Below are 25,696 nucleotides of genomic sequence, written 5' to 3'. Positions count from 1 at the left end.
TCATTGTGGATAAGCCAGTCGTTGCTGTTAAAGATCTGAACTTTTGGTTCGGGAGTGGTGAGGCAAGTAAGCAAGCTCTCTTTGATATTAATTTAGAGTTACCAAGGGGAAGCTTAACTGTATTGATGGGGCCATCAGGCTCAGGAAAAACAACGTTATTGACATTGATAGGTTGTTTGAGATCAATTCATGAGGGATCAATTAACTTACTTGATCAAGAGTTAAATGGAGCTTCCCATGAAAAACTAACTTCAATTCGTCAGCGTTTAGGTTTTATTTTTCAGGCTCATAACCTGCATGAAAGTTTAACAGCGGTACAAAATGTTGTTATGGGTGTTCAAGTTCGTTCGGGCGTGTCTGATGAATTAGCATACAAAGCCGCTGAACAAGCGTTACATTTGGTAGGTTTATCAAGTCGGTTACATTATCTCCCTGCCAATCTTTCAGGTGGACAAAAGCAAAGAGTAGCTGTGGCAAGAGCATTGGTAGGGAATCCTACATTGGTACTTGCAGACGAGCCTACTGCGGCATTGGATAAAGATAGCGCATCAGATGTGGTTGACCTTCTTAAGCGGCTTGGTGCAGCTAGAGGCACAACAACACTTCTAGTTACTCACGATGATAGGATTTTGGATCGTGCAGATCGAATCCTTAAGTTAGAAGATGGAAAAATCGTAGATATAGTATGAGCTTATGCTATGTGCCGTTAAGCTAAGCATATCAGAGCGGTTAAAGACGACCCAAAGCCACCATAATCGACAACTATATTGATCGTTATCAATTATTTACCAATAGCCATCTATTATATTAGACAAATCTAATATCTAAGTGGTGCTTCTATGAAATCCTATAATCGAGTTCAAAGTGTCGTGCATTGGCTAAGTGCTGCGGTAATCTCATTCCTTCTTATAACAGGTACATTTATCCTGTCTGAAGTTCCAAACTCTGATCCTGATAAACTTGGCAAACTGACCATTCACTCAATTGTCGGTGGTATTGCTTTGGTACTTATACTGTTCAGAATCATATGGGCACTTAAAACTGAACAGCCTGCGCATATTGTGTCTGACTCACCTGTGATGGATAAGCTCGGAGCATTAGCGCCCAAAGTGCTTAACCTATTATCACTTGTGGTGGTGATCTCAGGTGTAGTGATGGGAATTGGTTCAGGTTTGATGGAGTTGATTGTGACTGGAGTAGGTGAGTTACCTGAAGACTTCTTTGGCTCACCTGTACGAATCGTGCACGGGTTAGGGTCTAAGCTACTTCTCGCTGGCGTTGTTATTCACATTCTTGCTGCCCTAATGCATCAGTTTGTTAAAAAGGATCAGATCATGAGTCGCATATCACCCTTTAAATAACTTCTCTTGAGTACCACCTGCATATTGTAGGTGGTGCATCCGCTTAAACTCTCACCATGTTTAATATCACCAGCGTTAACCCGTAAGACGCTATCATGGCGCCTAGCCCTGCAAAAAGACTGACCTGAAAACTAAAACCTTTATCAATCATAATGGGCATTACGATAAAGAGTATGAGAGAAGGGATGACCAACCATACGATGCTTGCCGCTAAATCTCGGACCTTTTGAATATCTCCAGTGTCCATATAAAGCCAGATCATTGCGATGACTGAAATTAATGGAACAGATGCGATCACAGCGCCAAAAACTGAGCTTCGTTTGGCAATCTCAGATACAAGAACAATCAGAATGCTCGAAACTAGCACTTTTACTAAATAGTAAGCCATGTACGCCTCTCAACAGAGTTGGTTCTGACTCAGATTATATCCATTAATATTTGAAAGCGTCAGTGTCCGTTCTGTGCCGGTAACAGCCCCTCATTGTTACTGGTGCATACACCAAAACTAGCCCTCCTGAATTACCTACACAACCATACACCTAGTTCTCATGTATCCATCCAAGAACCTTTACATACAAGCCTCTACACAGAACTGGTTTTGACGTACAAGAACGTACAGATAAGTTCATGATTGAGTGTTCTTGTAACTAGGCGCCTAAGGTTGTGGACGGACGGATAACAAATACCTAGTGATACATAATCCGTCCGCTTTAAATTAGGGCTGGGCGGCTATTCACGACCCAAAGCTGACATTAACGCCTTGCTAGGTGGCCTGAAAAGTAGCTATAACTGCCCCTCTTAGCCAGGTATAGCAGACGCAGTACACTTGAGTAACTTATTAGATGCACTGGATTAATGTGCGCTAGTTTTTGAAAGCAAGTTGAGAACAACAACGCCACTAACGATTAACCCCATCCCAACATATCCCCAAAGGTCAAGTTTTTGACCGTGCATAAACCATGCGACTAGAGTAACTAAAACTATGCCAAGCCCTGACCAAATTGCATATGCAATACCAACAGGGATTGATTTCAGAGTAAGTGAAAGTAAATAGAAAGCTGCGCCATAACCAATAATAACAAGCATAGATGGGGCGATTTTAGTAAAACCTTCACTCGACTTCAGACTAGATGTTGCAATTACTTCACAAATAATTGCAGCGGATAAAAACAACCAGTTTTTCAAGGTTTGCTCCAATGTATATATATTGCGATAGAGTAAACTAACCCTTTAATAATGTGCACTCTTGTTCTTTTGGAGAGACTGTGAGCACATGTACATCTAACATTTCAATTCTAAGACGGTTTGATTTGCCGTTTACTATATACCTATAAAGCATATGATTATTTATGTCCTCTTTTGGCACCTGGCAGACTAAGCAAATGGATGAACAGTCCGAGGATAATATCCCGCCTTGAGCGTCTGGCAGGTGAAATATTTATAGGTTTTGGCTTGAAGCGAGCCCCTTCGAGGTATTAGCAGAGACGGCAGCTTTGTGCCGTTAGACGTAGCCCCGCTTAGCGGTCAAACACGACCCAAAGCTGCCACTGACAATTCAAATGGGTTGCACCTGACGTACTTCGTATATAAGTGCGCAGCAAATAATACAGTTACTAGAAAAAACCTTTAATATCTTTATTTTACTATGCGGATGTATTCCTCAGAGGGAAAAGAATGTCGGAGATCAATTCTACTATTACAGAAGGTAAATCAATGCTGATAAGTTTTGCCGACTGGGAAAATCTTTCTACTGATGATCAGTGGTGTAAGCCTGTAGCGTTCAATTCGGCTGCTGATGAGATCAGCTATGTATTTGATCGATACGAGAATTATGGAGCATCACATGTTGAGTATCTGGTTAATCCTAAAAGGAAAACCTTTGAATATCTTCTGACCGACAGGCTTTATAGAGGGTTGATCGACGAAATGCCTATCAGGTTTTATGATTATAGCCTCCTGAGAAAAGATTATCTGGAAGCCGTGATGGAACGAGGACTAGATGAAAATATTTTCAGGCGGTACAAAGAGATAGAAGATCAGAAACTGGCGAAACTATTCAAATGGCTCTCCGATATTTATGAAATTGAAAATGACTGCTTTGAACTGATACAGACATTTTTCGAAAGATTTGAAACCTATGAATCGTATTTAAAATTTATAGAAGTAATGCAGAAAGATACTGCTACTCAGAAAACTGAAAACGAATCATATAAGGTGTTACTTGATCAACTTTCAAGCATCTAAGGCGATTCGGGGCTTGCCAATGTTTTAATTGGCTAGATTCTGATTTAATTCGCAGCTGTAAACGACTGCTATGTGCCGGTAACAGCCACTGAACTAGCCACCCCTCAATCGACGTTTACCACTCCTAACGGAGTGTCATCATCTCTTATACTTCGCGCTTATGGAGTGACGTAGCTTCGTGTCGCTTCGCTAACTCAGCTACTGCCCCAGCGCTCAGTAACGAGATGGGCAGCCTTACTTCCTTGTTCTTAAGTTTAGTTTTGTTTTAATTTTTTCTTATAGAAAAATGGAACGATCTTGCCTGACTATTAATGCAGGACTGTTATCAAAACTAGGGGATATGCCCCGGAACATACTCGCTAACCATTACTCCCTAGTTCCCCTTCAGTGCCAACCAGAACCGCTATACGGCAAATTGCTCGCGTTTATTCTGGAGGTATTACTTATAGAAAAAATATATTTACTACACATACCCCCCCATACGCATATCAAATGGCTGAGGTTTACGAGTTGGCATGAATCTGTGAACTAGGGGATGAATCACACCTAGCTACCGCGCTACGCTTGCTGGATACCTTCACAAGCACCATTAAAAATAGTGCTTGCTCGGCATCAGATATTTACTCCCTAGTTTTATGAACAGGAACTAGGGGAGTGTTTTTGATTTCTTTAGAATGATGGCGTAGCCATAAGAACGTTCTCAGCCTCTGCCGAGGCTTCGTCATCTTTACCCCTTAGTCTTTTGCTTACGGAACATCGAAGCACTTCGCTTCGCTCGGGTGCTTCTAGTTCCGACGCAACGACACGGGGTAAATCTGACCACTAGGGGTGTGAGGGTTATGATTTAGTTGGCATGTCCTTCCATATCTGTGCAATTCTTTTAAAGTCTTCAGATGGTATAAACATATGTGGATTGAGCATGTAAGTACCTGGCTTTACTTGCTTCAGTACCCCTTGCTCCTCTAGTTTCCTGCGATTGCCGTTTTCACTCATCTTCTTTTTTATACTCTTGTGCAGCTCGTTGTCTTGATTCTTCTCTAGGATGATTAAGTTTGGATTCTCTACCCTTCGTTTTGGGTAACTGTTATTGATATTTTGAGTTACCAAGATGTCTTTTAAGTTGATGAAGAGCCATCTGAGGTCCGGGCTCAAATTACTCATTACTCTAAAGGTATCTATCACTATATGTTCCGGATACTCTTTGCTTGATCTTCCATTGCCTACAATAAGGTAGGGAGGCAAGTTATCGTTCGTTTGTTTGCTAATCTGAACGTTTACGCGTTCGTTAGATTTTAGTTCTTTGATGTTCTGCCCAAGTTCGGTAATTGTGGTCATTTTTAAAATCCTATGGTTGCAATCGATTTTAAGAATAAAAATCGATTGATTTGATATGTGAAAATAGATTTAAACCATTGTTATAAAAGGCTTTTTATATGTTATTTAAATAATAAATAAAGGCTGCATTTAGATGGTGTCGGCTGTAGGTGGAGTGGCGGCAATTTCCAGCTTGTACTTCACAAAAAAGTTAACTGTAAATTGCTGTCACTCGTGTCACTCGTGTCACACCTGTCACCTAGATCCAACTCTTAGCAGAGTTGAACACCCTCATAGCCTCGATCTTTGTTAGTTCGGAAATCTTTAACTTTGCCTTTCATATAGGTCTCGAAGTACCAACGTGCTCGCTTGCTAAAGCCTTGTTTGGACTCAGCGGGTTTAAGGTTGGTTTCGCACCACTCGTTGTAACGGTCGAAGAGTTGTTTGATCGGCAGTCTGCTACCTAGCTTCTCTTGAGTGTTTCTCTTTAAAAAGTCGGATACTGTATCTTGACTCTCTCTGTAGTCGTTTCCGTCTTTCAAGATCTTCTGGGGTGTTTGTAGACCATTTTCTTGCCATTCTGACAACCCTTTAAGGGCCCAGTTAAGAATGCCTGGTAACTCATTCTTGAGCTCCGCAAGGAGGTTGGGATTTCGATCTGCTTTAGGTACGACGTGTTCGAACTTAATGTATCGGAATCGGCGCCAGAAGCCTTCGTCATTCATATTAGCGTGTGGTTTGTCATTACCGTACATAACCACTTTGGTAGTTGATTTGAACGTGATCGGGTTTGAACGTAGGAAGCGTCCTGTTACCTCATCATCACCTGAGATGGATTTCAGCATTTGTGCATCAAATGTTGCGTTTTCACCAGTTTCATCTGTTATGGCAAGTCGAGCCCCAGCGAGCATTGCCAGGCTTGCTTGAGCGCCTAGGTTAAGCGTTCCACTGCGCTTCTTCATGAAACTGTCAGAGGATAGCTTAACGCCGTAATTGCCAAGTAGAGTCTTAACTAGGTCAAGGAATGTCGATTTTCCGTTAGCGCCGGTTCCGTATAAGTAGTAGATCTCCTGCTCTTGAGTACTGGCAGTTAAGAAGTACCCAACAAGACATTGTAGATAGTTGATCATCTCTTGATCACCTTGCATTGCTGTCTTTAGGAAGCTTTCCCATTTAGGGCATTTGGCGTCAGGATCGAAGCTTGTACCTAGTGACTTCATTACAAGATCACTAGCGAGGGCTGGTCTACTCGAGCCTTCAGCAATGTCGTACACCCGATCTTGAATGCCAATCAGATTGTGGTCAGCATCTAGCTTATCCATACTAAGTGCTTTTTCCTCTTCAACTATTTTGCGTACAGCGGCGATCTTGCTGGTGTTCATCGCGCTGGTAAGCCATTTCTCATCCACAATGTTCAGATGCGGGTACTTGTAATCAGCAATGTTAGAGATGATCTCCTTGTGGAAGGCTATAAGCATTCGTCGTGCATCTTCAGCCCCAATCCAGGCTCCATTACTAAAGACACGCCATTGTTTTTTGCTGTTATCGAAGACAATGTTTTCGCCATGCTCTTTGATGATCAGTTCTGCGATCATTGAGTCATGTTTGCCTTCTAGCATTTCAGTCTGATTGTGGTCTGCTAGTTCGAGATCCGCTTTGGTTGCGATAATGTTAGTGTTTAGAGAGTTCATTACGCTACCTCCTGATCACGAAGGGCGATGCGGCTATCAATCCATGCTTCTAATTCTGATTGCACCCAAGCGCTTGAGCGTTCGCTAAGTTTGATTGGTTTAGGGAATGCACCTTGTTTAGCAAGATGGTAGATGTACGAACGTGATAGGCCAGTAGCGGCAATTACGTCTGTTAATTTGAGAAGTGTAGTTTTCATTTTGTGTTTCCTTTAATCAGTTAATTTGCTCGCCGTCTTGGCGAGGTTTGATTAAAAGAAATCGAGGGTTTTGCTCCCTCACAGGTGGGGGAAGAGGATTCCCCAGGTGGGGAATTTCCTAATTAGTTCTTTTGTGTCTCCAGGTACTTCATGGCTTCAGCTAAAAGGCGTTCATCGACTTTGCTAAGGCCGTAATTGTTAATATCCAGTTCAACGGCTAGTTCTAATAACAGCTCTTTAATTTGGCTCTTATTGGGGGTTGTGCCTGAAGCGTATTTGGGGCTTTTAGCCAGATGATGCATTAGCAAACCAATAACCTTTAATGCAGTTGTAGAGGGTTTTTCTGGTGCAATCCCTGGGGCGCGGTCATTAGCATTGGAAGTAGATGGGTTTGGATTGATAAATAGATTGTCAGTGATGGCCTCATCATCGGCTTCACGATTTAAACTCGTCAGTACATAACCGTCTGGGGTGCCAAGATCAAAAAGCTCTTCAAAGTAGAGTCTGTTGTTGCCTTCATTTTCGGCTTTCCATAAGCCTTTCAGATAACCATCGGTGAGTAGAATGAAATCGCAAATGTTGTACGCATGCTCAATAAAGCTAGGTGCCTCGCGGAAGTTTTTATCAGTTACAGTGCCGTTGCAGAAGTCCTCTTCGAGTACGTAAGTGACTTCGGCCCAACGATCGAAAACATAGTAAAGCTCAACTTTGCCAGCTAAAGCTTTAGCCAGAACTTGGCGGTAGATCAGCTTTTCTTTTTCACAGTAGACTGCGAGAGGTGTTAAATCATCTAGCTGCATTTTTTAATTCATCCAAATAGTCAGCCCAGCGCTGCATCATCTCAGTTCTTTGTGCTAGGTGCTTGGTGCGGTTGTAGGCGAATTGGTATTCTATTGTATGACACTAGTTGTAACTCAATGGATTGGTAACGGCAATCCTGTTGGTGGGTTAAATGGTGGGTAAAAACTAAAAAATACGAATCGTATTTTATTAAGTTGCCGATATATATGTATTTTAATTTATTATTCTATATTCAGATACAGAATATCGAATAAGATCCTGAATACCGACAGCTGCGTAACTCATAGAAACAGTTAAGAGTATTTCGCGTGATTAAGTTAGCACACCGTCTGGGTTATGCCGGGTTGATCCCTTTCGTCGGATTGGCTTTTCAGTTTGAAGATGCAGCGTCTGTCTCGGCTTTTATGAGTTATTCCGCTGTGATCCTCTCGTTTTTAGGAGGGATTCACTGGGGAGTTGCTATGCGGGATAGCAACTTTGCTTCTGATGCTCGTTTGGCCATTTGCATGCTCCCTTCACTTTTAGCCTGGTTGGCACTTTTACTCCCCCTCTATTTAGGTTTGTGGGTTGGGTTAATTGCCTTTTTGGTTTGGTGGGCCTGGGATCATACTCAGATTGAAGATGGCGATTATCGGAGATTGAGAACTCATCTAACGGTGGTCGTTTCGCTATGCCACATCTGGTTGATTGCTCATTTAAATTAGTTGACTATTTTGGAGCGAAAATTCCGCCTTTCACTCCCGCGCTGGTGCGAAATACCAATAGCGAGCTATCAAATGTTTGGCGTGTTTCCCCATGCTGATTGATGGTTTTAGCATGAATCTTCACCACACCACGGTCGGGTTTCGACTTAGACGGTATCACCTCTAATATCTCGGTCTCTACGTGAAGCACATCGCCAGGACGAGTGGGTGTTAACCAGCGTAGGCTAACGCCGCCGCCAATAACGCCAGAGGCAATCGGAAGTGATTTTGCGATCAGGCGCATTGTAATTGAGCCTACCTGCCAACCACTCGCTGCAAGGCTTTCAAAGAAGGAGTCCTGGGCTGATTCATTAGATAAATGGAAAGGTTGAGGGTCGTAGTGTTCTGCAAAGGCTACGATATTCTCATTGGTTATCTCATAGCTTTCACTCTCAAATCGATCTCCAGCCTTCAGGTCTTCCAAGTAAAGCATCGGTACATCCTAGTCCTACTAGATAAAAAAGGCCGACACAACAGTCAGCCCTTGTGAGAGTAACTTAAATTATTAGAAGTTACGCTCTTTGAATTTTTTAAACTGCCCAACAATACCTGCGCGGAATGCCAGTACACAGATTACAAACACTGCACCCATGATGATATGAATGTAGTTACCTAGGTCGCCTGTAGAGAGGTAGTTCTGCATGGTCACGATTACACCAGCACCAACCACTGGTCCCATTAGGGTACCTACACCGCCTACTAGAGTCATCAGGATTACTTCACCTGACATGTGCCAATGAGCATCCGTTAGTGACGCAAGATTGAAGACGATTGTCTTGGTTGAACCAGCTAATGCAGCGAGTGCAGATGAGATGATAAATGCCAGCCACTTGTAGTTGTTAACGTTATATCCCAGAGAGATTGCACGAGGCTCGTTCTCACGGATCGCTTTTAGAACCTGGCCAAATGGCGAGTGGACAGTGCGTTGAATGATCGCAAACCCAATTAGGAAGATGACCGCGACCGTGTAGTACATCGCGACATTATCCGTAAGGTCGATCAGGCCAAACAGGTTCCCGCGAGGAATACCCTGCATGCCATTCTCACCACCTGTGAAATCTGATTGCAGGTATACGAAGAAAGTTAGCTGAGCGAGTGCAAGGGTAACCATTGCAAAGTAGATCCCTTCGCGTTTGATCGCCAATTTGCCATAAATTGCTCCAAGTAGAGCGCCAGCTACAGTGCCCATTAGAATACCAATCTCAGTTGATACTCCAAGATTCATCATCGCCCAACCAGTAATGTAGCCGCCGGTACTTAGGAAGGCTGCATGTCCAAAGGAGAGGATGCCAGCGTAACCAAGTAGTAGGTTGAATGCGGCTGCGAATAGCGCAAAGCAGAGTAGCTTAGCCAAAAAAACTGGGTAGAGTAAGTAAGGTGCAACAGCAAGAACAACTACGGCAATAATAAGATTTCGAATATTCGTATTCATCTGTTATGCCTCTTTTCCAAATAAGCCAGCAGGTTTAAACATCAGTACTAGCATCATCACCACGAAAATGACTGTTGTGGATGCTTCTGGGTAGAAGTATTTAGTTAGACCTTCAACAACGCCCATACCTAAACCGGTAGCTATGGCGCCGCCAATAGAGCCCATGCCGCCAATAACTACGATGGCAAAGACAACAATCAAAATGCTAGAGCCCATGTCTGGTGATACAGAGTAGACAGGTGCTGCAAGAACACCGGCTAAACCAGCTAGAGCCACTCCAAAACCAAAGGTTAGTGTGACCATCAACGGTACGTTTATGCCAAAGGCCTGAAGAAGTTTTGGGTTCTCAGTACCTGCGCGAAGGTAAGCACCAAGTTTGGTCTTTTCAATCATGAACCAGGTACCTAGGCAGACCACAACTGATGCAACAATGATCCAAGCGCGGTAAGTAGGTAGGTACATGAACGGTAATTTAATACCGCCTTTAAGTTCAGCAGGCACAGGGTAGCCCTGGCCAGATGAACCGAATATGTGGGTAAACGTACCCTGCAGCATAAGAGCGATACCGAAGGTTAAAAGTAGACTGTATAGATGGTCTAAATTAGCAATCGGACGGATTAAGAAACGTTCGATTAGGATGCCCAATACACCGACAGTTACTGGCACGACAACAAGTGCTGCCCAGTAATTCAAACCGGTCCATTTGTATGCTAATAGCGCCGCAAAAGCACCAAGCATATACATTGCGCCCTGGGCGAAGTTGATGATTCGCAACAGACCAAAAATGATGGCAAGACCTAAACTAAGAAGGGCGTAAAAAGAACCGTTTATCAGTCCTACCAGCAGTTGCCCGCTTAACGCCATAATATTGATATCGAACATGCTATTACCGATCTCAAACTGAAAGATGGGGAGTGCTAAGCACTCCCCCTTTATTTAACCGCATTTACTTAGCAGAGAAATCACACTCTGGGTTCATTGGGTTGTAAGCTTCGTTACCTGGGATAACTTTTACGATGTCGTAGATGTCATCTTCAGATTTACGATTTGCAGGATCTTTGATCTCTACAAGTAGCATGTCGTGAACCATACGACCGTCTCCACGTAGCGACGCGTTACGAGCGAAGAAGTCATTTGGGTTAGCAGACTTCATCTGAGCCATTACAGCATCTGCATCATCAGTACCTGCTGCTTCAACAGCTTTCAGGTAGTTCATAGTTGCTGAATAAGCACCTGCGTGGACCATTGTTGGGATTGAGCCGTGGATCGCTTTGAAGCGGTTGCTCCATTCACGAGTCTGCTCGTCCATGTCCCAGTAAAAACCAGTTGTAAGACGCATGCCTTTAGCAACATCACCGTCCATCGCTTGGGTATCTGTTGCGAATACAAGAAGACCTGCGATATCAGACTGTTCAGTTAGACCGAACTCGATAGCCGCTTTTAGAGCGTTAGTTGTGTCGTTACCTGCGTTAGCAAGTGCCACAACATCAGCACCTGAAGCCTGAGCCTGAAGAACGTAAGAAGAGAAGTCAGTTGTACCTAGTGGAGCACGAACTGCACCTACTACTTCACCGCCGTTAGCTTTGATTACGCCGCTTGAAACGCCTTCTAGCGCGTGGCCGAAAGAGTAGTCAGCAGTGATGAAGAACCACTTCTTCTTGCCTGAAGCAACCATGTTCTTGACGGTACCGTTTGCAAGAGCTGCTACGTTGTATGTCCAGTGCGCGATGTATGGAGAACAAACGCCTGGCTTAGCTGTGAAAGAGTGTGAAGCTGAACCAGTGATAAGTGCGATGTTTTTGTTCGCTGAAGTAACCTGAGTTACAGCACCTGTTACTGCAGAAGAAACAAGACCACCGATGGTGTCTACGCCTTCATTTTCTACCCATTTGCGAACGATAGAAGAGGCAACGTCTGGTTTAAGCTGTGAATCAGCTGAAACAAGTTCGATAGGCTGACCAAGTACTTTGCCGCCGAAATCATCGATAGCCATCTGAGTAGCTTCGGTCATGCCTTTGCCGCCAACGTCAGCGTATACGCCGCCCATGTCGCCTATTACACCGATTTTAACTTTGCCGTCTACAGTTGCTGCAGTCGCTGTTGCTGCCATACTAGCTGCGATCATTGAAGCGAGTAGTGTTTTACGCATCATCTTTTCTCCATATTGGATTTTTTTGTTATCTGACTATCTTTGGCTGTTTAATTAGACGCCTAGGTAGCTGTTTAGAAGCTCAGTTTTTGCTTCCAATTCATCTGCTTGAATCTCTTCAACAATGTGTCCGTGCTCCATCACGTAGTGACGGTCAGCTATCGGAGCTGCAAAGCGGAAGTTTTGTTCAACAAGCAAAATTGTTAAGCCGCGCTCTTTGAGCTGTACAAGAACATCAGCAAGTTTGTCGTTAATAACCGGTGCAAGCCCTTCTGTGATCTCATCCAACAGCAGGATGTTGGCACCTGTTCTTAGAATGCGAGCAAGCGCAAGCATCTGCTGCTCACCACCTGATAAGCGCGTGCCCTGGCTCATGCGGCGCTCATATAGGTTAGGGAACATCTCAAAAATTTCATCGACGCTCATCCCGCCAGAGCGAACATTTGGAGGAAGCATCAAGTTTTCCTCTACGTTCAAGCTTGCGAAGATGCCACGCTCTTCTGGGCAGTAGCCAAGTCCCAAATGGGCAACACGGTGTGAAGCCATGTTGATGGTTTCATTGCCATTAATGACGATCTGACCGCTACGTTTGCCTACGAGGTTCATGATCGCTTTTAAGGTTGTAGAGCGGCCTGAACCATTTCGTCCTAACAGAGTGACAAGCTCTCCTTCCATGACGTGAAGATCGATGCCATGAAGGATGTGGCTTTCACCGTAGTAGGCGTGGAGGTTGCTAATACGAATCTTTTCGCGATGACTTTGGCTCATTAGTGTGCTCCCGCTGCATCCGCTTCGCGGCCCATGTAGGCTTCACGAACTTGTGGGTCTGCAGATACAGTTTCGTAATTACCCTCTGTAAGGATTTGACCGCGTTGCAGAACGGTAATTTGATCAGCGAGGGTCGAAACTACCTTTAGGTTATGTTCAACCATAAGGATTGTGCGATTCTTGCTGACTTGTTTGATAAGGTCTGTTGTACGGCCTACATCCTCATGTCCCATGCCCTGAGTTGGCTCATCAAGAAGCATCAGCTCAGGTTCCAGTGCGAGTGTAGTGGCAATTTCTAGTGCGCGTTTACGACCGTATGCCAGGTCAGTGGTGACTGTATTTGCAAACTCTTTTAGACCTACCGATTCGAGTAGTTCCATGCAGCGATCATTAAGGCCGTTAAGAATTTTTTCTGAGCGCCAGAAGTGCATGCTGTGCCCCTCTTTGCGCTGTAACGCAACACGGACATTCTCAAGAACCGTTAGGTGTGGGAAGACTGCAGAAATCTGGAATGAGCGGATGATACCCATACGGGCAATTTCAGCAGGCTCTTTTCGAGTAATGTCATGCCCATTAAAGGTAATGACGCCCGAAGTCGGCTGAAGAAACTTAGTCAGCAGGTTAAATACTGTGGTTTTACCTGCTCCGTTTGGACCAATAAGCGCGTGGATATTGCCGCGCTTAACATTCAAGTTAACATCAGAGACGGCCGAAAAACCTTTAAACTCTTTCGTCAAATTTTTGGTCTGGAGAATGAATTCTGACTGATTTGAAGCCATTACTTTTATTATCCCTTGGTTACCACATCATTCAGTGGTTCTAGCTTTTCATCCAAGGTTAAGTAGTAAGCTTGTCGTAACTATTAAGAGAATACGACGAATTGTGTTTTGTGGGGTCGTCTTTGTAATATTTGTGACACAATTGCAATTAATCGTTATTTTTCAATTGCTTATTGTTTATTATCCATTGGTATTAGAGGGCTTTTTAGACAAAAAAATGCCCTGCTGTGGCAGGGCAAAAGATCTAAGTCTGAAAATTAAAATTGACTGATTTCAAACTTAAATAGGGAACTAAGACCTTTTTGTGCAAGACCTAGGTGAGTTTGGGCACGAGGCAGTAGATATTCTGTGTAGAATTGAGTGGTTGCTAACTTAGCTGCAATAAAGTCGTCAGAGAAGTTTCCGTCTGAGCTAGTTTTTGCTGCTATAGCTGAACGCGCTAGCATCCAGCCTCCACACAGGTAACCCATGCCCATGAGGTAATCGAAGCTAACAGCCGCACCCTGATTTAGATCTGACGAGGTGATTGCGTGTACTGCTGCTTGGGCCTCTTTCACTGAGTTGGCAAGCGCTTCCCCGATTACAGATAAACCCTCAACTTGAGCAGTTTCTTTCGCAGTATTTAACACTTCTGCTAGGAAATTGTTTACCGCAGCGCCCTGATCTAGAAGTGTTTTGCGTCCCACTAAATCAAGTGCCTGGATTCCAGTTGTGCCTTCGTATATCGGAAGAATTCGAGCATCTCTAAAGTGTTGCGCGGCACCTGTCTCTTCAATGAAGCCCATGCCGCCATGAATTTGCACATTTAAAGAACAGACCTCTTGGGCAAGCTCTGTCATCCAGCCTTTAACAATGGGAGTGTATAGTTCAACACGCTTTTGCGCGTCACTGTTTGGTTCGGAGTGATGTGCGCGGTCTATCTCTGCAGCAGCTTCAAGGACAAATGCTCTCATCGCCTCGGTAGCTGCTCGCTGTGTGAGAAGCATGCGGCGTACATCTGGGAATTCGATGATGGCAAGTTTTTCGCCGCTTTTAGAGCGACCTTGGATGCGATCACGCGCATAGCTAACTGATTGTTGGCGGGCGCGCTCAGCGATTGAAAGGCCTTGTAATCCCACAGACTGGCGAGCGTGGTTCATCATTGTGAACATGTACGCCAAGCCTTTGTTTGCTTCGCCAATAAGGTAGCCAACTGCACCGCCCTGATCTCCAAAACTCATGACACAGGTTGGGCTAGAGTGGATGCCCAGTTTGTGCTCAAGTGCGATAGCATGTGCATCATTTCGTTGAGTGTAATTACCCGCTTCGTCTTTTAGGAATTTAGGTACTAAGAATAGTGAAATTCCTTTAACGCCCGCTGGTGCATCAGGTAGGCGAGCTAGTACCAGGTGGACGATGTTATCGGTCATCTGGTGATCGCCCCAGGTGATGAAGATTTTTTGACCTTTGACTAGGTAATGATCGCCCATTGGAGTTGCAGTTGATCGAATTGCGGCTAGATCTGAGCCTGCATCAGGTTCTGTAAGGTTCATGGTGCCTGTCCACTCACCTGATACCATTTTTTCTAGAAACTCTGCTTTCAGTTCATTAGAAGCGTGTTCTGTTACCGCTGCAACTGCACCCTGGTTTAGAAGGGGGCAAAGGGCAAACGCGAGGTTGGCGCTCTGCCAAATTTCATTCACTGCCGTACCTAATACATTAGGTAGGTTTTGACCCATGTACTCCTCTTGAGAGGTGAGGCCGTTCCAGCCACCCTCTACAAATTGTGCATACGCCTCTTTATAACCCGCAGTCTCTTGAACTCCATTAGAATCCAGTTTTGGTGGATTTTTATCTCCAATAGAGTTGAGGGGTGCTAATAGTTGGCTGCCAAGTTTCCCGGCTTCGTTTAAAACTATCTCCGCTAATTCGGAGTTGCATTCATCTGCGCCAATCGTATTGCAAAGTTGATCAAGTCCAATCACTTCGTTAAGTACGAAAAGTGCATCATCTTGAGGGTGTTGGTAGTCACTCATAGATAAAACTCCGATTAGTAAAATGTTCTGTTTTCATTCGCGCGAGCGATGAAGTTTTCGGTGGTTTGGTATAGCGCACCAAGAGAAGCATATTGTTCAACCTTGGCTTGGAACTCTTTAAGACCTATCAGGTCAATATAGCGTAGTGCTCCGCCTCGGAATTTCGGAAAGCCAAGTCCGAGTATTAAGCCCATATCCGCTTCGGCTGCCGAGGAGACGATGCCATCCTCTAAACAGCGCACAGTCTCCATGCATAGTGGAATCATTAGACGATCAATGATCTCCTGATCACTGAAACTGCGCTGATCCGCTGCATGCTCTGAAATGAGCGCAAGCGTGCTTTCTGCTGGGCGTTTAAAACGGTTGCCGTTTTCGTCTTTGCCGTAGGCATAGAAGCCCGAACCGCTCTTCTGGCCCAGCTCACCTTTTGCAAGCAATGACTCAGCAATTACAGTGCCGTCATGGCCCATGCGTTCAGGGAATCCTTGTTGTATAACCTGATCAGCGTGGACAAGGACATCAATCCCCACTACATCGGCAAGATAGGCCGGGCCCATTGGCCAGCCGAACGATTCCATGACGCGGTCGATCTGCTCGAAATCTGCGCCATCGAGTAGCAAACGGTTAAACGCATTGAAGTAAGGGAAGAGAATTCTGTTAACTAAAAAGCCTGGGCAATCATTCACAACAATCGGTTTTTTACCCATGGCAAGTGCGTAATTTACAGCACGAGCGACTGTTTCATCGCTGGTTTTTTCTCCGCGGATAACTTCAACTAACGGCATAGCATGGACAGGATTGAAAAAGTGCATGCCGCAGAATTGCTCTGGACGCTGCAGCGATTCTGCCAAGCTAGTAATTGAGATGGTTGATGTGTTCGAAGAGAGTACAGCGTCATCCCTTAACACACTCTCTACATCACTCAATACCATCGCTTTAACTTTTGGATTTTCGACCACAGCTTCAACAACCATATCGACATCACCAAAGCCTTCGTAATTAAGGGTTGGATTGATTTTAGTGAGTGTTTCAATCTTCTGCTCTTCGGATAACTTACCCTTCTTAATTTGGCGATCGAGTAGTACGGATGCAGTTGAAACCCCAAGGTCTAACGCTGGTTCGTTGATATCTTTCATCTCAACAGGAATGCCGCTGATTGCTGACTGGTAAGCAATACCACCGCCCATGACTCCGGCGCCAATAACTGCACCCTTGCTTACAGATCCACCTGCTTTTGCAAAACGTTTAGCTTGAGTTTTAATGAATTGATCACTCGCAAAGAGGCCGCTTAATGCCTTGCCGGCATCGGATTGCATCAAAGTTGCAAAGCATTGAGCCTCAGCATCGAGTGCTGAAGTGAAGTCTAATTGAGCTGTGTTACTGATTAGTTCGATGATCTCAGTTGCAGCGGGTGTATTTGCATTCAACTGCGATCCAAATTTATTTAGAGCTGCAGCTTTAATTGCTTCGCTACTCTGCTTTGATGCAAGCTGTTTACGTAAGCGTTGGCTCTCAGTTGCCTGTTTCTGACTGTTTAAGAGAAGGGAAACAGCACTTTCAACGCCTGTGTCATCAGCAATCGCATCTACTAATCCTATCTCACGGGCTTTATCTGCCTTTAATGGTCTGCCTGATAGGATCATCTCAAAAGCCTTGTCTGCTCCAGCTAATCGAGCAACTCGAATATTTCCACCCCAGCCTGGGCAGAGACCTAGAGTAATTTCGGGTAGGCCAATAAGTGCGTCCTGAGTAGCTACACGAAAATCTGTAGTTAAAGCGATCTCTAAACCACCGCCCAGCGCCATGCCGTTAATGATACTGACTGTTGGGAATGGCAGGTTTTCAATTGAATTAAAAAGGGCATGGGTTTCGTCAAGCATCTCGAGTATTGCAGCCTTATGCTGTTTCTGTAGCTCGATTAGCTCAAGTATATTTGCACCTACAACAAACGAAGATTTGCTGCTGCGAATAATTAAGCCTAGTGCACTGCTTTCAGATTTGATCGTTTGAACCGCAGTTTTCAGTTCAGATAAAACAGCGGCGCTTAATGTGTTTACACTTGCATTATTCGAGTTGATGACAAGCTCAATAATAGAGTCTTTGCGTTGAATAACTTGGATATGTTCGCCTGTATACATCGTTCTTTTACCTTATAAAAAATGGCGGGTGAAATTCACCCACCTAAAGACACTTCAAGGGTGATAGTGTCGAGCGAAAATTGATCAAGTTCGTTCTATTAGTGCAGCTATTCCTTGGCCGCCGCCGATACATAGGCTAATGATTGCAAAGCGGCCTTGGGTGCGCTCAAGTTCGTAAAGTGCTTTTGTCGTGATGATGGCGCCCGTCGCACCAATTGGGTGTCCTAGAGATATCCCGCTTCCGTTTGGATTTAGACGATCCATAGGTAGTTTTAGCTCTTTAGCAACAGCCAGAGCCTGTGCTGCAAAGGCTTCATTGACTTCATATAGATCGATGTCATCTACAGAAAGGTTTTGACGCGCAAGGATCTGTTGAATCGCAGGCACTGGACCAATTCCCATGTAGGCTGGGTCTACACCTGCGACGCTGTAATCGACCAACCTGGCCATGGGCTTTAGGTTGCGACGTTGAGCCTCTTCAGCAGACATCATGACTACAGCAGCTGCCGCATCATTCAGCCCCGATGCATTACCTGCAGTTACCGTACCCTCACGTTTAAATACAGGTTTTAGATTGCTCATGTCAGTTAATGCGCAGTTGTGACGAACATGCTCATCGGTATCGACAAGTTGTTCACCTTTACGTGTTTTCAATGTTACCGGTACGATCTGCTCTTTGAAGAAGCCATTTTCTATCGCCATCTGAGCTCGATTATGGCTGGTGACTGCCAGTTGATCCTGCTCTTCACGTGAAATGTTGTATTTTTCTGCAAGATTCTCTGCTGTTACACCCATGTGAACTTGGTTGATTGGGCAGGTTAGCGCTCCGACCATCGCATCAACCATTTTTCCATCGCCCATGCGCTGACCAAACCGAGCTGATGGAATGTGGTAAGGAACACGGCTCATCGATTCTGCGCCGCCCGCAACCACTGTTTTACAAATACCCAATTGAATTTGCTGGGCAGCAGTAAGAATTGCTTGTAAACCACTTCCGCAGAGGCGGTTTACTGTTAGGGCAGGCGTCCTTTCTGGGATGCCTGCCCCCAGGGCTGCCACACGTGAAATATAAATATCTGCAGCTTCGCTATGCGTCACATTACCGATAACGGCCTGTTCGATATCAGAGTTTTCTATCCCCGCGCGTCTGATAGCTTCGTTAATCACAAGTGCCCCAAGTTGTGTTGGTGCTTGATCCTTAAAAGAGCCGCCAAAGGTTCCGATGGCTGTGCGAGCGGCGCTTAAAAAAACTACTTCTTGCATGAAAAACTCCTGTTTTAAATTGTTATAGGGGCAATATTTTACGGATGAAATTAGGGGTTAGAATTGCAAAAACAGATCGATAATTAGCAAAAACGGACATGCTTAGATAGAATCACTCCTCGCTTACAACTTAATAGAAAGAATATGAAATCTGTCCAGCAAACTATCTCCATTCACTTCGTTCATGAATTGATAAGTGCTATAGATGATCAGAGTGTTGATGTTCAATTGATGCTTAGTAAAGCGGGTATAAATCCCCGTCTTCTAACCAGTCGTTTATCACGTGTTACGCCAACGCAATTTTCGCGTTTCATTTTGTCGATTTGGCGTTCTATGGATGATGAATTCATGGGGATGGCTAATAAAAACGCTAGGTTTGGCATGTTTATGTTGATGGCAAAGCATGCTGTCTGCTTGCCTGATCTTGGCTCTTTCTTCCGTTATTTAAGTGATTTTTATGCGCTTACGGGTAGTGCTATGAAATTGGGGCTAGAGGAGGATGAGGAGTGGGTGCGTTTAACACTTAAAACTGATGCGAATACACACTACTCAGGCTATACGCTGGATGAATTTTATCTGATGGTTTGGCATCGATTTGGTAGTTGGTTAGTCGGGAAAACAATAAACCTTAATTCTGTTGAATTTGCATTTTCGGAACCTATGCATTTTTCAGAATATCAACTCATGTACCCATCCCCTGTCATCTTTAATAAATCCGCAAATGCTTTGGTCTTTAAACGCAGTCAAATGTCACTTCCTATCGTTCAAGATGAAGGCAGTTTGGATCAATATATAAGGCGCTTACCTTACGCCTGGTTCACAAAACAGGCGTATCAGCAGACCTTCACTAAGAAAACCTATGACTATTTGGTTAGGGTGGGTTTTGCTAATGCCTCGATAGAGCATCTAGCGAATGAGCTCTACATAACTTCCCGCACATTAAGACGCAAACTTGCGGATGAAAAGGGCAGTTTTCAATCCATTAAAGATCGTGTCAGATTGGATCAGGCAATTACATTACTTGGTCAGAAAAAGCTCTCAATCCATAACATCTCTATTGAGTTAGGTTTTTCTGATGCTCCCTCTTTCTCTCGTGCATTCAAGAACTGGACTGGAGTTTCGCCGCATACGTTTAGAGCGAAAAGTTAAACAGCAATGTAGAGAGGAATGTCACTCTCATCACCAACTACTTCAATTTTCTGTTGTGCAATTTGATAGTTGATATAGGACCTCGTTTCCCCGAATGCAAGGTGGTGTTCGAACGGTGAAAGATCGCGAGGAAACAGTGCTCTTAATAGCTCTTCAGCTGTACTAGGTGTTTTGCAAAAACGAGTGATTTTGTGTGCGTTTTCAAGATAACCCTCAACTAACTCATCGATTCGAGCTGAAAGATTAGTCATCGATTTTTCATGTGAAGGTAACACCAGTGTCTCAGATGGCAGTGATTTAAGCTGAAGTAACCCATCGATCCAAGTTTTTAACGGATTGGCGTCAGCATCACCAAATCGAACGCTTACATTAGAGCTTATTCTTGCCAGTACTTGGTCGCCTGCGATCAGAATATTTCTATCTCGATTGAACAGTGATACGTGGGCTACAGTGTGGCCATCATTTACAAAAATGTCCCAGGTCTCGTTTTTAATAGTGAGTGTGCCTGGTTCAAGTGCGACGTATGTGCTTGGTAGTGGATAGAAGGCTCTTTGAAAGCCCAATAATCCTCTAATGATGAGCTCGTATTCAGACTCTGGAATACCCCCTTGATGGTAAAACTCATTCAGATTGCTTGAGAGTGCGGCATCTTCAGCGGGATTCATCGCTAAAAATTGCTTTATTCCATCGTATTCGGGTTTGCTTACCCAAAGGGGTACATTCCATTTATCACAGATCCATCCAGCAACGCCGATATGATCTACATGAGCATGAGTGGCTAGTACAGCCTTTAAAGGTCTCGATTCAGGCAGTTTTTCTAGGATGTTTTCTAGAATTTTTTGTGACTTTTCGCTTTTAATACCTGTATCAACAAGGATCCACCCATCGGAATCTTCGACTAGGTAAACGTTGATATGATCCAGTGCAAAGGGTAGCGGCAACCGAATTTGGTAGATGCCTTCTGCGACCTCTGTGGGTATACCCAGTAAGTTGTCTTCAGGTATTGGTTGCACTGAATTCATATCGATCTAGTTTTCCGTAGTTAGACGCTTGCACGAATGACTTTTTTATCGATTTTACCGACACTGGTTTTTGGAATCGACTCAACAATCTTAACCTGTTGAGGAATAGCCCATTTATTGATTCTGCCGCTTTCAACAAATTGCATTAGATGTTGTTGGATCTCCGTTGGTTCAAGGGTTGCATCAGAAGCAGTAACTATAAGCGCTAGCGGGCGTTCATCCCACTTTTCGTCTGGAATACCTACTACTGCAACTTCGTTGACAGCTGGGTGTTGGCTAATGAGATTTTCTAGCTCGAGTGACGAGATCCATTCACCACCAGTTTTGATGACATCCTTGATACGGTCTTTGATCTGTAAGAAGCCGCGGCCATCAATTGAGCCAACATCTCCCGTATGAAGCCAGCCGTTGCTCCACAGCTCTTCGCTTCGTTCAGGCTCTTTTACATACCCCTGTGTTAACCAAGGTGCACGCACCACCACTTCGCCCATCGCTTCTCCATCGTGCGGAACATCGTTGCCATTAGGGTCTACTATTCGCAGGTCAACGAGACCCATTGGAACGCCTGTTTTGATTCGTGTGCTCATCTGGTTTTCGATAGACAACTCACGTGTATCGGTGTGCAGGTAGGTTATGGTCAGTATAGGACAGGTTTCGGACATGCCGTATCCGGTATGGAATTTAATTCCTTTAGCAGCCATAGCATTTGCAAGGCCGAGTGTCGGTGCACTTCCTCCGGTCATTAATTTCCAACGCGATAGATCGGTTGTTTTGGCCTCTTCAGACTCAAGGATCATCTGGAGCACAGCCGGAACACCGTGCGAGAAAGTTACACCCTCTTCGCGATATAGGCGGACCAGTTTGTTTGGCTCATAACGACCCGGATATACCTGCTTAATACCTTTCATGGTTGCTACATATGGGATGCCCCATGCGTGAACGTGGAACATAGGCGTCATTGGCATGTAGACGTCATCAGAGCGAAGCAGTGGAAGTGCGTCGTATGCCCCCATAGTGACAGCAACATTAAGTGTGTGAAGTACCAGTTGTCGGTGTGAGAAAAAGACCCCTTTAGGGTTTCCAGTTGTGCCGGTTGTGTAGAAGGTTGTCGCTACAGAATTTTCATCGAAATCAGGGAAATCATACTGTTCAGAGGATTCTGCAAGTAACGCTTCATATTCACCAAGTGTCGCAAGCTTTGTAGATTTTGCACTCTCTTTATCTGTCAATTGAACCACCGTTTTCACAGAGGGTACCTGGGAGGCAATATCTTCAAAGAGTTCTACAAAATCATCATGTACTAAGACCATGTCATCTTCTGCATGGTTCATCGTGTAAGCAATTTGATCCGGGCTTAAACGAATATTTACATGGTGCAAGATTGCACCAATCATTGGTACAGCAAAGTACGCTTCTAAGTAGCGGTGGCTATCCCAGTCCATTACAGCAACAGTATCGCCCGCACCTATGCCAGCTTTCGTAAGCAGGTTCGCGAGGCGAGCAATACGTTTATTAAGTTCAACGTAGTTGTATCTAACCTTATCGCCGTAAACGATCTCCTGGTTAGGCTCATATCTGACGCCTGAAAGAAGTAGACTCTTGATTAGAAGGGGGTATTGGTAAGCACTTTCCGTTGGCGCCAGTATTTTTGTTGTTTTCATCGGTGTTTGCTCCATCTTTAAAATTTGTTGCTGGGACAAGGTTTAATGGGATTTAGTGAGTCTCTATTAAATATCTTAAGGTTTGCGCAGTTCTGACTAAATTCCACCGAAATGTGACTGATGCAGAAATTAGCTCCCATAACGAATAGACTAGGGAACCATGGAATTGTTCGCAGGTTCCCTAGCTTTTTTGGTGATGAATATTTGATTTCATGAAAAAGAATAAGATTCGAAATCGCTCCATACTGCTCATCTTAGCGATGCTTGGAATGACCTTTATTGGTATCTACAGCTACTCTGTGCCTCTTATTCGTGCGGAGGTGTACAAGATTGAGCGTAACTCTGCTCGTTTGGCGCTGGATAATGTCTATCAGCTGGCGGACAAGATGTTCTCGAGTGTCGATACTTATAGGCTACAGGCACTTGAATCACGTAAGGCCTCTTTGCGTACCATCGTTGATCTGGTGGGTGCCCAGTTAAGTCGCTCTGTTGTAGCAGGAGGCGATCCAAGAGCGATTATTAAACTGTTCGAACAGCTTCGATATGACGAAGAGGGTTATATCTGGATAGCCGATCGCAATGGTGTGCTCCTATCACACCCAAACCCAGAGTTAATTGGTAAGCCAATTTCCGATAGTTCTGATGGGCAGCTCGCTATACTCGCGAAAATACACCGTGAAGTAACCGAGAAAGGGGAAGCATTTATTAGCTATCCCTGGCAGTCAGTAGGAAGTGATACCTCATCCGAAAAACTATCCTTCATCCGTTTTTTTCCAGATCTTGGTGTCAGCATTGGTACCGGTGTTTTTATGGTTGATATTGAGCGGCAAGTCGTTGAGCGACGTGAGCAGCTGGTCAATGAGCTACGTGCGGCTCTCATGGAGATCAAAATTGCCAGAACCGGCTACATGTTTATTTTTGATTCGTCGGGTTATTTGGTTGCGCACCCTAACTCAAATATCGATAAGACGAATGCCACTAACCTAAAAAACCCCACCACGGGGCGGTCGATTATATTCGACCTGAAGTCAGTTGCGGACACTGGAGAAGAGCTTTTATATGCCTGGGACTCGCCGGCTGACCCGGGTAATTATGTGCATGAAAAGATCTCGCTTGTTCGCAAATTAGAAGGCCTCGACTGGTATATCTGTTCTTCTGTTTATGTGGATGAATTGCAAAGTAGCGCTTTCACTCTAAGTCAGCGAATACTCATGATCGCGCTTATCAGTATTCTTATAGCCGTCATTGTTGGCTCTTTTGCTATTGACCGAATTCTTTCGCCCCTTCGTCGCCTCGCATCCGCTGCCCAGCGTGTCAAAGATGGTGATTTTAGAGTTCGATCAGGTATTCAGAGTGATGATGAACTCGGTATTCTTGCCTCTACTTTTGACAGTATGGTCGCACGTATCGGGCATAGTGTGGATGCTCTTGGCCAAGAGGTTGTGCGCAAATCCAACATGGTCGAACAATTAGAGGAGCGGCAAACACTTATTCTGGACGCGCTCCCTGCTCAGGTTGCTTACTTAACTAGCGATCTACGTTTCCTTTTTGTTAACCGAGAATATGCAGCGTTTTATGGTTTGAACAAAGAGGGCATCATTGGGCGCAAATTAAGCGATGTTATCCCTGGTTCCATGCAGGTCGAAATTGCCTCTCACATTAATCGATGCCTCTCTGGTGAGGATGTTGTTTTTGAGTATGTATCAGAGGGGCCAAAAGGTCAGTTGATAACACGTCGTCGATTCATTCCTGAGTTCGATACTGCTGGAAACGTCGTTGGTATTTTCAATCTTTCTCTGGATATTACAGACGAGAAAAACTCAGAGCGACGAATGCTTGAAGCCTCGCGTATGACAGCGGCTGGCCAGTTGGCGGGGGGGTTGACCCATGACTTCAATAACTTGCTGACAGTCATTATCGGGAACCTTTTAGCAGCTAAAGATCATAATGAGTCGCAGAGTATTGAGGGTAATTTATCGCCTGCACTGAGAGCGGCCTATCGTGGCGCAGACATTATTCGTCGCTTGATGACCTTTGCTCGCGCACAGTCTCAAGAACTTGTTCTTGTGGGGGCCGCATCTGCAATTAATGGAGTGTCAGAGCTTATAAAAAGCTCTCTACCAGCATCGATAAATTTCAATGTTACTGGCAAATCTGACGCTTTAATTGAAGTGGATTTGGCTCAGTTTGAAAACGCACTGATTAACCTAGCACTAAATGCGCGCGATAGTATGCCCGACGGTGGCCAAATTGAGATTTGCGTGGTTAATAGTGCCAGCGCTTCCCCCAGAGGTTTTGATGAGGCCGTTGTTCCAGGGGAATATGTTCTAATTGAAGTAAAAGATTCCGGTACTGGATTTAGTCGTGACGCGATTCAGAGAGCATTTGAACCATTTTTCACTACCAAAAAAGGGCGTGGGTCAGGACTTGGTCTAAGTATGGTCTATGGCTTTGCAAAGCAGTCAAATGGTTACATTAGAATCCTGAATAATTCAGATATTGGTTCCACGATTTCTATTCTTTTGCCTAAAGCGAAGCAAAAGGACTCGGCGGTACATCAACTCTCTGCCGATGCCGAAAAATTAGCTCCAACTCTGATGGATGGACTTTTGTTGTTGGTGGAGGATGATCTTGATGTGCGCCAGGTAGTACGTGATCAATTGACATCAATAGGCTTAAGCGTGGTGGAGGCTTCAGACACTGATGAAGCGCTGTTACTTATAGATGCTATTCCAGATATACGCACACTAATCAGTGACATTGACCTTCCCGGGCGTTTCAATGGCATTGAGCTAGCTAATCATCTATGTGGTAATAGAGGTGTTGAACGTATTTTGTTGATGACGGGTAATGCTGAGTATGCAGTCGAACATTCAACAGCTGCCTGCTACGAAATTTTACTTAAGCCATTTACACGAGAACAGATTGTGACTGCCCTTAATCGGACGGTGGCAAGAGGATAACGAGAT

General features: G+C 44.6%; 23 protein-coding genes. 6 read left to right on the top strand and 17 right to left on the bottom strand.

The genetic code is table 11. The features are described 5' to 3' along the window. The first annotated feature begins 5 nt into the window (after positions 1-5). Both XMA152_RS02275 and XMA152_RS02270 read left to right on the top strand, forming a co-directional pair. The gene (locus XMA152_RS02275) at positions 6-689 is read left to right on the top strand and encodes an ATP-binding cassette domain-containing protein (protein ID WP_173481953.1); all 684 of its coding nucleotides are present in this window, start codon (positions 6-8) and stop codon (positions 687-689) included. Positions 690-839: 150 nt separating this feature from the next. Continuing rightward, complete coding sequence (locus XMA152_RS02270; RefSeq protein ID WP_173481954.1) at positions 840-1,361, top strand: cytochrome b; 522 nt, start codon at positions 840-842, stop codon at positions 1,359-1,361. Positions 1,362-1,404: 43 nt separating this feature from the next. Here XMA152_RS02270 and XMA152_RS02265 read toward each other — a convergent pair whose 3' ends face one another. After that, complete coding sequence (locus tag XMA152_RS02265) at positions 1,405-1,749, bottom strand: DUF3147 family protein (protein WP_173481955.1); 345 nt, start codon at positions 1,747-1,749, stop codon at positions 1,405-1,407. A 464-nt stretch (positions 1,750-2,213) separates the two neighbouring features. Then, positions 2,214-2,546 carry a Qac family quaternary ammonium compound efflux SMR transporter gene (locus XMA152_RS02260; RefSeq protein ID WP_173482599.1) on the bottom strand — a complete coding sequence of 111 codons (333 nt, stop codon included), beginning with the start codon at positions 2,544-2,546 and terminating at the stop codon, positions 2,214-2,216. 489 nt (positions 2,547-3,035) lie between these two features. Between XMA152_RS02260 and XMA152_RS02255 the strand changes: the two genes are divergently transcribed. Then, complete coding sequence (locus XMA152_RS02255; protein ID WP_173482299.1) at positions 3,036-3,605, top strand: hypothetical protein; 570 nt, start codon at positions 3,036-3,038, stop codon at positions 3,603-3,605. 837 nt (positions 3,606-4,442) lie between these two features. On the opposite strand, the gene XMA152_RS02250 is transcribed toward XMA152_RS02255, so the two are convergent. The 4 genes from XMA152_RS02250 to XMA152_RS02235 all read right to left on the bottom strand — a co-directional run bounded on the left by XMA152_RS02250 (position 4,443) and on the right by XMA152_RS02235 (position 7,607). Continuing rightward, positions 4,443-4,940 (bottom strand): hypothetical protein, encoded by a 498-nt coding sequence (locus XMA152_RS02250; protein WP_173481660.1) that lies wholly within the window; start codon positions 4,938-4,940, stop codon positions 4,443-4,445. Between the two features lie 251 nt (positions 4,941-5,191). Further along, positions 5,192-6,610, bottom strand: a complete 1,419-nt coding sequence (locus XMA152_RS02245; protein ID WP_173481661.1) for a phage/plasmid primase, P4 family — start codon at positions 6,608-6,610, stop codon at positions 5,192-5,194. Continuing rightward, a complete protein-coding gene (locus XMA152_RS02240; protein ID WP_173482598.1) occupies positions 6,610-6,807 on the bottom strand; it encodes an AlpA family transcriptional regulator in 198 nt (65 codons plus the stop codon). The genes XMA152_RS02245 and XMA152_RS02240 overlap by 1 nt, the downstream gene beginning before the upstream one ends. 122 nt (positions 6,808-6,929) lie before the next feature. Further along, the gene (locus tag XMA152_RS02235) at positions 6,930-7,607 is read right to left on the bottom strand and encodes a hypothetical protein (protein ID WP_173481663.1); all 678 of its coding nucleotides are present in this window, start codon (positions 7,605-7,607) and stop codon (positions 6,930-6,932) included. Between the two features lie 309 nt (positions 7,608-7,916). Here XMA152_RS02235 and XMA152_RS02230 point away from each other — a divergent pair, with 309 nt between their 5' ends. Further along, a complete protein-coding gene (locus XMA152_RS02230) occupies positions 7,917-8,312 on the top strand; it encodes a DUF3429 domain-containing protein (protein ID WP_173481664.1) in 396 nt (131 codons plus the stop codon). 4 nt (positions 8,313-8,316) lie between these two features. Here the strand turns inward: XMA152_RS02230 and XMA152_RS02225 are convergent, their stop codons facing one another. The 9 genes from XMA152_RS02225 to bktB all read right to left on the bottom strand — a co-directional run bounded on the left by XMA152_RS02225 (position 8,317) and on the right by bktB (position 18,895). Next, positions 8,317-8,784 (bottom strand): MaoC family dehydratase, encoded by a 468-nt coding sequence (locus tag XMA152_RS02225; protein ID WP_173482597.1) that lies wholly within the window; start codon positions 8,782-8,784, stop codon positions 8,317-8,319. A gap of 72 nt (positions 8,785-8,856) precedes the next feature. Continuing rightward, positions 8,857-9,783 (bottom strand): branched-chain amino acid ABC transporter permease, encoded by a 927-nt coding sequence (locus XMA152_RS02220; protein WP_173482596.1) that lies wholly within the window; start codon positions 9,781-9,783, stop codon positions 8,857-8,859. 3 nt (positions 9,784-9,786) lie between these two features. Beyond that, the gene (locus tag XMA152_RS02215) at positions 9,787-10,665 is read right to left on the bottom strand and encodes a branched-chain amino acid ABC transporter permease (protein WP_173482595.1); all 879 of its coding nucleotides are present in this window, start codon (positions 10,663-10,665) and stop codon (positions 9,787-9,789) included. A gap of 64 nt (positions 10,666-10,729) precedes the next feature. After that, on the bottom strand, positions 10,730-11,935 hold the full coding sequence (locus tag XMA152_RS02210; RefSeq protein ID WP_217362099.1) for an ABC transporter substrate-binding protein: 1,206 nt from the start codon (positions 11,933-11,935) through the stop codon (positions 10,730-10,732). Between the two features lie 51 nt (positions 11,936-11,986). Next, on the bottom strand, positions 11,987-12,700 hold the full coding sequence (locus XMA152_RS02205) for an ABC transporter ATP-binding protein (protein ID WP_173482594.1): 714 nt from the start codon (positions 12,698-12,700) through the stop codon (positions 11,987-11,989). After that, complete coding sequence (locus XMA152_RS02200) at positions 12,700-13,479, bottom strand: ABC transporter ATP-binding protein (protein ID WP_173482593.1); 780 nt, start codon at positions 13,477-13,479, stop codon at positions 12,700-12,702. Before XMA152_RS02200 ends, XMA152_RS02205 begins: the two co-directional genes overlap by 1 nt. Positions 13,480-13,736: 257 nt before the next feature. Further along, positions 13,737-15,494: an acyl-CoA dehydrogenase gene (locus tag XMA152_RS02195; protein WP_173482592.1), complete on the bottom strand. Its 1,758-nt coding sequence runs from the start codon at positions 15,492-15,494 to the stop codon at positions 13,737-13,739. Between the two features lie 14 nt (positions 15,495-15,508). Next, positions 15,509-17,632 carry a fatty acid oxidation complex subunit alpha FadB gene (fadB, locus tag XMA152_RS02190; protein WP_173482591.1) on the bottom strand — a complete coding sequence of 708 codons (2,124 nt, stop codon included), beginning with the start codon at positions 17,630-17,632 and terminating at the stop codon, positions 15,509-15,511. A gap of 84 nt (positions 17,633-17,716) precedes the next feature. Next, positions 17,717-18,895, bottom strand: a complete 1,179-nt coding sequence (gene bktB, locus XMA152_RS02185) for a beta-ketothiolase BktB (protein ID WP_173482590.1) — start codon at positions 18,893-18,895, stop codon at positions 17,717-17,719. A 144-nt stretch (positions 18,896-19,039) separates the two neighbouring features. Here bktB and XMA152_RS02180 point away from each other — a divergent pair, with 144 nt between their 5' ends. Then, positions 19,040-20,044: an AraC family transcriptional regulator gene (locus XMA152_RS02180; protein ID WP_173482589.1), complete on the top strand. Its 1,005-nt coding sequence runs from the start codon at positions 19,040-19,042 to the stop codon at positions 20,042-20,044. Here XMA152_RS02180 and XMA152_RS02175 read toward each other — a convergent pair. Together XMA152_RS02175 and XMA152_RS02170 are read right to left on the bottom strand one after the other, a co-directional pair. Then, positions 20,041-21,066 carry an MBL fold metallo-hydrolase gene (locus tag XMA152_RS02175; protein ID WP_173482588.1) on the bottom strand — a complete coding sequence of 342 codons (1,026 nt, stop codon included), beginning with the start codon at positions 21,064-21,066 and terminating at the stop codon, positions 20,041-20,043. The two genes, XMA152_RS02180 and XMA152_RS02175, sit on opposite strands and share 4 nt — an antisense overlap. Before the next feature lie 20 nt (positions 21,067-21,086). Next, positions 21,087-22,727 carry a fatty acid--CoA ligase gene (locus XMA152_RS02170; RefSeq protein WP_173482587.1) on the bottom strand — a complete coding sequence of 547 codons (1,641 nt, stop codon included), beginning with the start codon at positions 22,725-22,727 and terminating at the stop codon, positions 21,087-21,089. Between the two features lie 212 nt (positions 22,728-22,939). Between XMA152_RS02170 and XMA152_RS02165 the strand changes: the two genes are divergently transcribed. Further along, the gene (locus XMA152_RS02165; RefSeq protein ID WP_173482586.1) at positions 22,940-25,690 is read left to right on the top strand and encodes a cache domain-containing protein; all 2,751 of its coding nucleotides are present in this window, start codon (positions 22,940-22,942) and stop codon (positions 25,688-25,690) included. Positions 25,691-25,696: the final 6 nt, after the last annotated feature.

Origin of the sequence: Marinobacterium sp. xm-a-152 (genome assembly GCF_013282965.1) — a bacterium.
GTDB lineage: Bacteria > Pseudomonadota > Gammaproteobacteria > Pseudomonadales > Balneatricaceae > Marinobacterium_E.
Note: the sequence above shows the minus strand (reverse complement) of the source record. Positions and strands in the feature narration are given on the sequence as shown.

Excerpts from the sequence above, each read along its gene's own strand:
- XMA152_RS02270 (WP_173481954.1), top strand. The coding sequence starts at position 840 with ATGAAATCCTATAATCGAGTTCAAAGTGTCGTGCATTGGCTAAGTGCT.
- XMA152_RS02265 (WP_173481955.1), bottom strand. The coding sequence starts at position 1,749 with ATGGCTTACTATTTAGTAAAAGTGCTAGTTTCGAGCATTCTGATTGTT.
- XMA152_RS02255 (WP_173482299.1), top strand. The coding sequence starts at position 3,036 with ATGTCGGAGATCAATTCTACTATTACAGAAGGTAAATCAATGCTGATA.
- XMA152_RS02250 (WP_173481660.1), bottom strand. The coding sequence starts at position 4,940 with ATGACCACAATTACCGAACTTGGGCAGAACATCAAAGAACTAAAATCT.
- XMA152_RS02245 (WP_173481661.1), bottom strand. The coding sequence starts at position 6,610 with ATGAACTCTCTAAACACTAACATTATCGCAACCAAAGCGGATCTCGAA.
- XMA152_RS02240 (WP_173482598.1), bottom strand. The coding sequence starts at position 6,807 with ATGAAAACTACACTTCTCAAATTAACAGACGTAATTGCCGCTACTGGC.
- XMA152_RS02235 (WP_173481663.1), bottom strand. The coding sequence starts at position 7,607 with ATGCAGCTAGATGATTTAACACCTCTCGCAGTCTACTGTGAAAAAGAA.
- XMA152_RS02225 (WP_173482597.1), bottom strand. The coding sequence starts at position 8,784 with ATGCTTTACTTGGAAGACCTGAAGGCTGGAGATCGATTTGAGAGTGAA.
- XMA152_RS02220 (WP_173482596.1), bottom strand. The coding sequence starts at position 9,783 with ATGAATACGAATATTCGAAATCTTATTATTGCCGTAGTTGTTCTTGCT.
- XMA152_RS02215 (WP_173482595.1), bottom strand. The coding sequence starts at position 10,665 with ATGTTCGATATCAATATTATGGCGTTAAGCGGGCAACTGCTGGTAGGA.
- XMA152_RS02210 (WP_217362099.1), bottom strand. The coding sequence starts at position 11,935 with ATGATGCGTAAAACACTACTCGCTTCAATGATCGCAGCTAGTATGGCA.
- XMA152_RS02205 (WP_173482594.1), bottom strand. The coding sequence starts at position 12,700 with ATGAGCCAAAGTCATCGCGAAAAGATTCGTATTAGCAACCTCCACGCC.
- XMA152_RS02200 (WP_173482593.1), bottom strand. The coding sequence starts at position 13,479 with ATGGCTTCAAATCAGTCAGAATTCATTCTCCAGACCAAAAATTTGACG.
- XMA152_RS02195 (WP_173482592.1), bottom strand. The coding sequence starts at position 15,494 with ATGAGTGACTACCAACACCCTCAAGATGATGCACTTTTCGTACTTAAC.
- fadB (WP_173482591.1), bottom strand. The coding sequence starts at position 17,632 with ATGTATACAGGCGAACATATCCAAGTTATTCAACGCAAAGACTCTATT.
- bktB (WP_173482590.1), bottom strand. The coding sequence starts at position 18,895 with ATGCAAGAAGTAGTTTTTTTAAGCGCCGCTCGCACAGCCATCGGAACC.
- XMA152_RS02180 (WP_173482589.1), top strand. The coding sequence starts at position 19,040 with ATGAAATCTGTCCAGCAAACTATCTCCATTCACTTCGTTCATGAATTG.
- XMA152_RS02175 (WP_173482588.1), bottom strand. The coding sequence starts at position 21,066 with ATGAATTCAGTGCAACCAATACCTGAAGACAACTTACTGGGTATACCC.
- XMA152_RS02170 (WP_173482587.1), bottom strand. The coding sequence starts at position 22,727 with ATGAAAACAACAAAAATACTGGCGCCAACGGAAAGTGCTTACCAATAC.
- XMA152_RS02165 (WP_173482586.1), top strand. The coding sequence starts at position 22,940 with ATGAAAAAGAATAAGATTCGAAATCGCTCCATACTGCTCATCTTAGCG.